This window comes from Sphingobium cyanobacteriorum, from assembly GCF_030580935.1.
Lineage (GTDB): Bacteria > Pseudomonadota > Alphaproteobacteria > Sphingomonadales > Sphingomonadaceae > Sphingobium > Sphingobium cyanobacteriorum.
Map to the genome: position 1 here is coordinate 1 of NZ_JAUQOM010000042.1, position 5,605 is coordinate 5,605.

The window sequence follows — 5,605 nt, forward strand, 5'->3', positions numbered from 1 at the left end:
ACTGGCGCTTCAGCTTTTCGGCAATGGTATTCAAAATCATCGGCTCGCTCCGCAATATCAGGAGCGGCAACTTCTCTCCCCATGGTCAACATCGAGTTAACCTGAAGAATTTGCGACAAGGCCGTCAGCAATCTTCGCCAAACGCCCGCGTACATTTTGGTTTCCTTTGACTTGGACATGATGGAGAGGGAACGCCGCCTGAACTATCTCCAACGGCCAGATGAGGAGAGGGGCGCTCTACGCGCGCCCGTCCTCATCCTGGAGCTGCTTGACGACACGCTTCGCCGCCCACCGGCCGTTCTCGTTCAAATGGCGCTGCCATGCACCATAGGAGGGAGACCAGCGGAAGCCGTTGGATTTCAGGAGGCCGCGCGTCGCGTCGTCGGGCTTATCGGGGAAGAAAAGCTGGATGCGCGCCGCCTCGATATTCTCGATGATCTCGATTTCCCCAAGGCGGGTTTCCACCTTCGTTTCAGTGTCGCCGCGCTCCTGCAACTGCTCCAGGGAAGCGAGGCGATCTTGAAGGCGGCGGATTTCCGCCCGGTCTAGCGTCGTGTCGAATTTCACCGGCATGCGGAAGGTCTCGGCGTGCTGCAAGGCGCGACCGATGACGTGGATTTCAATATCGGTCTGCTCGACCACGGCGCGCATGATGTCTGCCATTTCGGCTTTCTTCGCCCGCATGGTGCGGATGATCCGGTTCGCGGCCTTCGCCTGCTCGCAATCGTTCTCCAGTCCGGCAATCTTTTTCCTGATCCTGTCGAGGGCTTCCGGATCATTCGAGCGGATGGCCTCGCCCTCCGCGCCATAGGGGAAGGCATGGCGCTTTGCGGCCTTACGTGCCTTCCTGTCATGCTCGCGGATTTCTGCGCTGCGCGCATCGGCCGACCGCTGGCGCTTCTCGTTCCGCGCAACCGGAAAGTTGGCCGATCCGGTGACGAACCAGCTCATGCAGCGGCTCTCCGCCGCCCAGAATGCGCGGGTGATCGCCACATGCTGGATGGCGAAAGTCTGCTTTTCGTCCACGGCATTGAAGCTGGCCGCGACACCCTCCCGAGCGGCGAGCTCGTCCACATAGTCGCCGAAGGCGTTGATGCGGATGGCAAGGTCGGACAGTTCGCCGGCCGCGCGCCGTTCGGGGAAATGGCTCAAGGCGTCAAAGCTGCTGGTGATGCTCGCGGCCGTGATTCTGGTCGCATAGCTGCCGACCGTGACGACAAGGGTGCTGTTTTCAACGATTGCTATGGTCATGCCCGTTCTCCTTTACGGTTTCGCCGTGGGCGGAGCCTTCTTCCTTTGGTCCGAAGGACGTGCCCACACGTCCTCGGGACGAAGGGAGGGGGCGAAGACCGCTCCCGGCAGGGCGGCGGTCCGGTCATGGGTCGGCCGGTGAAAAAATCGGAAGGTTCGGCGCGCAGCGGTGAAAGCCGATTTTTTCGCCGGGCGACAGCGCCCTTGGGCGCGCTTGCCCGTTGGCCGGATCGATGGCCTGTCGTATGAGCGGCAGGGAACACGCGGCCCGCGTGCGGGCCTCAGTGCCGGATGCGCAGCAGCCGAGAAGGACAAGCGATCGTCACCGGCATCGGCGGAGACGGCCGCAGGCTGGCTCCGTGCCCCTTCGCATAGAGCGCGGCCGCCCGAAACGGGCGGTGGCCCATGGCACAATCGAAGAAGATCATCGACGTGGAGAAACCGACCGTTACCCACGAGGCTCCGGAAAACCCTACGGCGCTATTGGGGAGCGCGGGTTTCCTCCGCCTGCTCCGCTCACGGCGCTGCGGCTGGATAACGATCGGCACCATCGGGGAAGAGCGATATGGAAAAGAATGCCGCCGGGGTGAGCGGCGGCATTCAGGGGGGCAGGTGCATACAGGGGAGGAGGGCTGGGCACCCGCCCAACGCTTATGCTTGACTATGCGCCCTGCTCTTTGAAATGAGGTTGAAGAGCTTCGCGATGACGTCCGTCGTATAGACCTGTTTGCCGCCCTTTTCGTAGCTGCTGTTGGAGATCCGCGACTCGATATAGACGAGATCGCCCTGACCGACATTTTCCTTGATCCATTTGACCTGATCCTTGTCGAGGACAGTGACCTGGACCCAATCGGTGGCGCTCTTCCGTTCCCCGTCAGCATGCCATTCACGATTGGTCGCCACGTTCACCTTCAATGCATTTTCCAGCGGTATGACGTTGCCGACGTGGCCAAGCAGAGTATGCCGGTTAACTGTACGCATGGATTAAACCTTCCTTAACCGAGAAAAACCGTCTATCTGTTGAGCCCGAACCAATGCCGCTCGGTTTGGCCAGAGGTGTCATTCTTGATGTCGAAGTAATATGGCTCTGACCTGAGCGGTCGGGATATGGAGACCGTTTGTATGCAGCTCCGCTGCCGATCAGAACTGTAGAGACCGTGCGTTTTGCCCTGGCAAATGTTGACTGTCTTGACGCAGAGATCGCCCTCTCGGGCGAATCCGTCGCGGTCCCGCCTGCTTCCGACCTGATAGCCCTCCGGGCACTCCGCATATCTCTCGTGGCCCGGCGAACCCGTTCCCGCTTCGGGGCAGGTCGGCCAGTGGAAGCCCGGTTTTTTCATCGCGGAGATCAGGCGCGTCATTGGCGGGTGACAAGCGGGGACGCCCCTCCAGGATGGGTTGGACGAGGACGCGCAAAGCAGAACCTCGCACCCCCATTCGCTTGCAGCAGCGGGAGCTGGAAGCACCGCGGTCGTCAAAAACAGTCCGAGGACGATATGTGAAGGCATGGCTTTCGCGAACATCGGCAATCTTCTCATCAAACCCAGTAACGAGTAAATTATAGTTTATCCGACGATGACGAGCAAGCGCAAGAAGGCTGACACCGAGCTTGGAACGATGATCCTGCGAAACATGGCGAGGGTCATAGAACGAGAGCGTGAGAGGCGCGGCCTCAACAAGAAGGAAATGGCTCGCCTTTGCGAAGTGACATATCCCTTTTATTTTCAGATCGTTGACGGGACGGCAAATCCCTCGTTGCAGACGATCACGCGAATTAGCATCAATCTCGATGTGCCTTTGCAGGAACTCATGAGCGGCTCCGCACCTCTTTGATCGGCAACGATAGCGTTGACTGAACTCCCTGATCTCGCGGGCAGAATTCGTTTCCACACGTTAAGAGTGCTTGCCGGCTTCATAAACTATATTTAGCTTCCCGGTCGTGTAGGGTCGCCGGATGAATCGCTGCGTTCCCGGCGTGATGTTGGGGCATTTCCGATCATGAACTATTTTGTGGCTTCTGCTTTCGTCGTGCTTGCCTCAACGGCATATGCGGGTGAAAACCCGATGTGGCCGAAGAGCCTCACCTGGACCTGCGGGTTTTCGTCGGTCATTCGGTGTGAACGATCGATCGATTGCGCTGCGACGGCGGAGGTGGGGGAGGTTGTTCTAGACTACAGCGAAAATCGCCTGACGGATTGGAGAGGCACTATCCATCCGATCAAGCGCCACTACGTCCAGACGATCGCCGGCAGCCCGATCGCAAGCGAAGTGAAGATCGAACTCAATACGAACGAGGTGGTCTGGCTTTCACCGGCTGATGGCGCAGGGGTGTTTTCCGACAACTGGATCGGTGCGATGGTGTCGCCGATGACGGGTGTGATCGTGCAGGAGCTTCGGCCGTTGATCTGCAAGCCGACGAAATAGGGCGCGGGCAGCATATCCTCGCCAGTTACCAGGTGCCCACCTTTTCAAAGGACAACCTGACGCCCAGCGCCTGCACGATAGCGACGACTTCTGTGAAGGACAGGTCGCCATAACCATCCTTGGTCAACGACGCTTCGAGCCGCTCGCCCGGCAGACCTGTTTGCTCTGCGATCACCGACACGCCCTTGGCGCGAACGGCTATTCCGAGGGCATCCGCGATCTTGTCAATATCCTCGGTGGCAAAGGCGTCATCCAAAAACGCCGCGATCGTCTCGCCGGACAAAAGTTCGTCAATAGAAGCAGGTGTGGATGGCTTTTCATTCATGGCTTCAGCCTACGCGGCTCGACGACTGTGGTTGAATCTTAGCTTCGAAGGCATGATCGTCTCGCTGTTATCGGCGCGGGTCGCCTGTAGCCAGGAGAAGCCAGGCACGATCGTCGGCTTTGCGGTGAATGCCACCGGAATCGAATAGATATCCGTGGCATAGCGGTTCTGAAACCGGGCTTCAGCATTCTCGACGAAGGTCGGGCCGATGTCTCTGAACATGGACAACAGCAACAATGCGATCGCTGCGCCCGAGATCACCAAATAAGTTCCGACAGGCGTCACTGCGGGACTGAAGGCTGAAGCGTATGGGTAGGCAACCGTCGGAACGATCAAGGCGATCACGAAAAGATGGAGTTCCCACCAGATCCTTGGAGAGCGTGGAAGTTTCCTGGTTTCGTCGACCATCATCAATCTCCTGTATATTCATTAGTCGGCGCAAAAGATAGGCTATGGCCAAACGTTGATCAATTTCCCATAGTGCTTCACGGCATAACGTTACGTTATAACATATCGCATAAGTTCTATTATGGAACCGATCGATCACCAAAAATGCCGATCAGCGCCAAAGCATGGCTATCCAGAAGCTATTCTTGCGCCACAATTATGCATGCAGCCATCCCACCATACGGAACTTGCACGCACATTCTCACCCTGTTTGATCGTAGTCGTAAGATTGAATCTTCCTATATCAATCATGGGGATCAGATTTCTGAGGGGGGTGCCCAGAGAACCGCTATCAGGTGAGCGTGCTGTTCTTCGCGTGCGATACGCTGAACGTGCCTTCAGCCATCGGAGCCAGCGTCCGCACACGATTCTGATCGTGTTGGGGCGATTCCAGAATCTGTTGATGCGGTTTTCGGAGACGCTGATCAGGCCCATCCGCGCCGCATCCCGAATAGCATAGCGTGCCGTTGTGCATCCGACGCCGGCGCGTGCGGCGATTTCAGGCAATGACATATTCGATTGTCCGCGGTCCATCACCGCCCGCGCAATGACCGAAAGCACCGCAAGTTTGCTGACAGTGAAGGCTTCTGCCAAGCATGTAGGAATGATGCAGTCTTTGGCGAGCGCGCGCCGGCGAAGCCAGACAGATGACCGCATTTTCGACGGAATTGCAGGACGGCAACGGCCGACGCACGCTGGAGACCGAACCGAGCGCATTCCCTCCCTAATCCACTTCCGTCGGTGCTCGATCACCGGAGCCAGATAGTCCATCTCCTCGTCCGCGATCAGCCCTTCGCCGTTCAGCACCCAGGCCGCTTTCGCGCATTCATCGACTTGTTGATGCGAACCCGCTGCAAGCAGGCGCGCCAGTAGGTTCGGCCCATAGGCCGTCCGGTTCATGGCAAGCATGATCTCTCCATTTATTACGATGATCAGGGAGAGATCGGAGCACAAGGCACACGTATCCGTGGCAAGAATTAGCTTGCAGCGGTGGCGTCAATGTGCGAAAAAATCGATGGCTATAAAGACTTTTGCGGGCCTTGTCGCAAATTCTTCAGGTTAACTCGATGTTGACCATGGGGAGAGAAGTTGCCGCTCCTGATATTGCGGAGCGAGCCGATGATTTTGAATACCATTGCCGAAAAGCTGAAGCGCCAG

Annotated in this window: 7 protein-coding genes; 2 read left to right on the forward strand and 5 right to left on the reverse strand. The window is 57.8% G+C overall.

Annotation, left to right across the window (positions count from 1 at the left end):
* Window positions 1-237 precede the first annotated feature (237 nt).
* Both Q4610_RS21245 and Q4610_RS21250 read right to left on the reverse strand, forming a co-directional pair.
* Window positions 238-1,251 carry a hypothetical protein gene (locus tag Q4610_RS21245; protein ID WP_234189851.1) on the reverse strand — a complete coding sequence of 338 codons (1,014 nt, stop codon included), beginning with the start codon at window positions 1,249-1,251 and terminating at the stop codon, window positions 238-240.
* 651 nt (window positions 1,252-1,902) lie between these two features.
* Entirely contained in the window at window positions 1,903-2,232 is a 330-nt protein-coding gene (locus Q4610_RS21250) for a single-stranded DNA-binding protein (protein ID WP_234189850.1), read from the reverse strand.
* A 594-nt stretch (window positions 2,233-2,826) separates the two neighbouring features.
* Here Q4610_RS21250 and Q4610_RS21255 point away from each other — a divergent pair.
* Both Q4610_RS21255 and Q4610_RS21260 read left to right on the forward strand, forming a co-directional pair.
* Window positions 2,827-3,084, forward strand: coding sequence for a helix-turn-helix domain-containing protein (locus Q4610_RS21255; RefSeq protein ID WP_234189849.1), 258 nt, complete (start codon window positions 2,827-2,829; stop codon window positions 3,082-3,084).
* Window positions 3,085-3,249: 165 nt separating this feature from the next.
* Window positions 3,250-3,675: a hypothetical protein gene (locus tag Q4610_RS21260; RefSeq protein WP_234189848.1), complete on the forward strand. Its 426-nt coding sequence runs from the start codon at window positions 3,250-3,252 to the stop codon at window positions 3,673-3,675.
* Window positions 3,676-3,700: 25 nt separating this feature from the next.
* On the opposite strand, the gene Q4610_RS21265 is transcribed toward Q4610_RS21260, so the two are convergent.
* The 3 genes from Q4610_RS21265 to Q4610_RS21275 form a co-directional block, all read right to left on the reverse strand.
* A complete protein-coding gene (locus tag Q4610_RS21265; RefSeq protein ID WP_234189847.1) occupies window positions 3,701-4,000 on the reverse strand; it encodes an addiction module antidote protein in 300 nt (99 codons plus the stop codon).
* Between the two features lie 9 nt (window positions 4,001-4,009).
* Window positions 4,010-4,411 carry a hypothetical protein gene (locus Q4610_RS21270; RefSeq protein ID WP_234189846.1) on the reverse strand — a complete coding sequence of 134 codons (402 nt, stop codon included), beginning with the start codon at window positions 4,409-4,411 and terminating at the stop codon, window positions 4,010-4,012.
* A gap of 165 nt (window positions 4,412-4,576) precedes the next feature.
* A complete protein-coding gene (locus tag Q4610_RS21275; protein ID WP_234189845.1) occupies window positions 4,577-5,356 on the reverse strand; it encodes a hypothetical protein in 780 nt (259 codons plus the stop codon).
* Window positions 5,357-5,605: the final 249 nt, after the last annotated feature.

What these genes read in the sequence shown, in the direction of transcription:
- Q4610_RS21270 (WP_234189846.1), bottom strand. Translation starts at nt 4,411, where the DNA reads ATGATGGTCGACGAAACCAGGAAACTTCCACGCTCTCCAAGGATCTGG.
- Q4610_RS21275 (WP_234189845.1), bottom strand. Translation starts at nt 5,356, where the DNA reads ATGCTTGCCATGAACCGGACGGCCTATGGGCCGAACCTACTGGCGCGC.
- Q4610_RS21245 (WP_234189851.1), bottom strand. Translation starts at nt 1,251, where the DNA reads ATGACCATAGCAATCGTTGAAAACAGCACCCTTGTCGTCACGGTCGGC.
- Q4610_RS21260 (WP_234189848.1), top strand. Translation starts at nt 3,250, where the DNA reads ATGAACTATTTTGTGGCTTCTGCTTTCGTCGTGCTTGCCTCAACGGCA.
- Q4610_RS21265 (WP_234189847.1), bottom strand. Translation starts at nt 4,000, where the DNA reads ATGAATGAAAAGCCATCCACACCTGCTTCTATTGACGAACTTTTGTCC.
- Q4610_RS21255 (WP_234189849.1), top strand. Translation starts at nt 2,827, where the DNA reads ATGACGAGCAAGCGCAAGAAGGCTGACACCGAGCTTGGAACGATGATC.
- Q4610_RS21250 (WP_234189850.1), bottom strand. Translation starts at nt 2,232, where the DNA reads ATGCGTACAGTTAACCGGCATACTCTGCTTGGCCACGTCGGCAACGTC.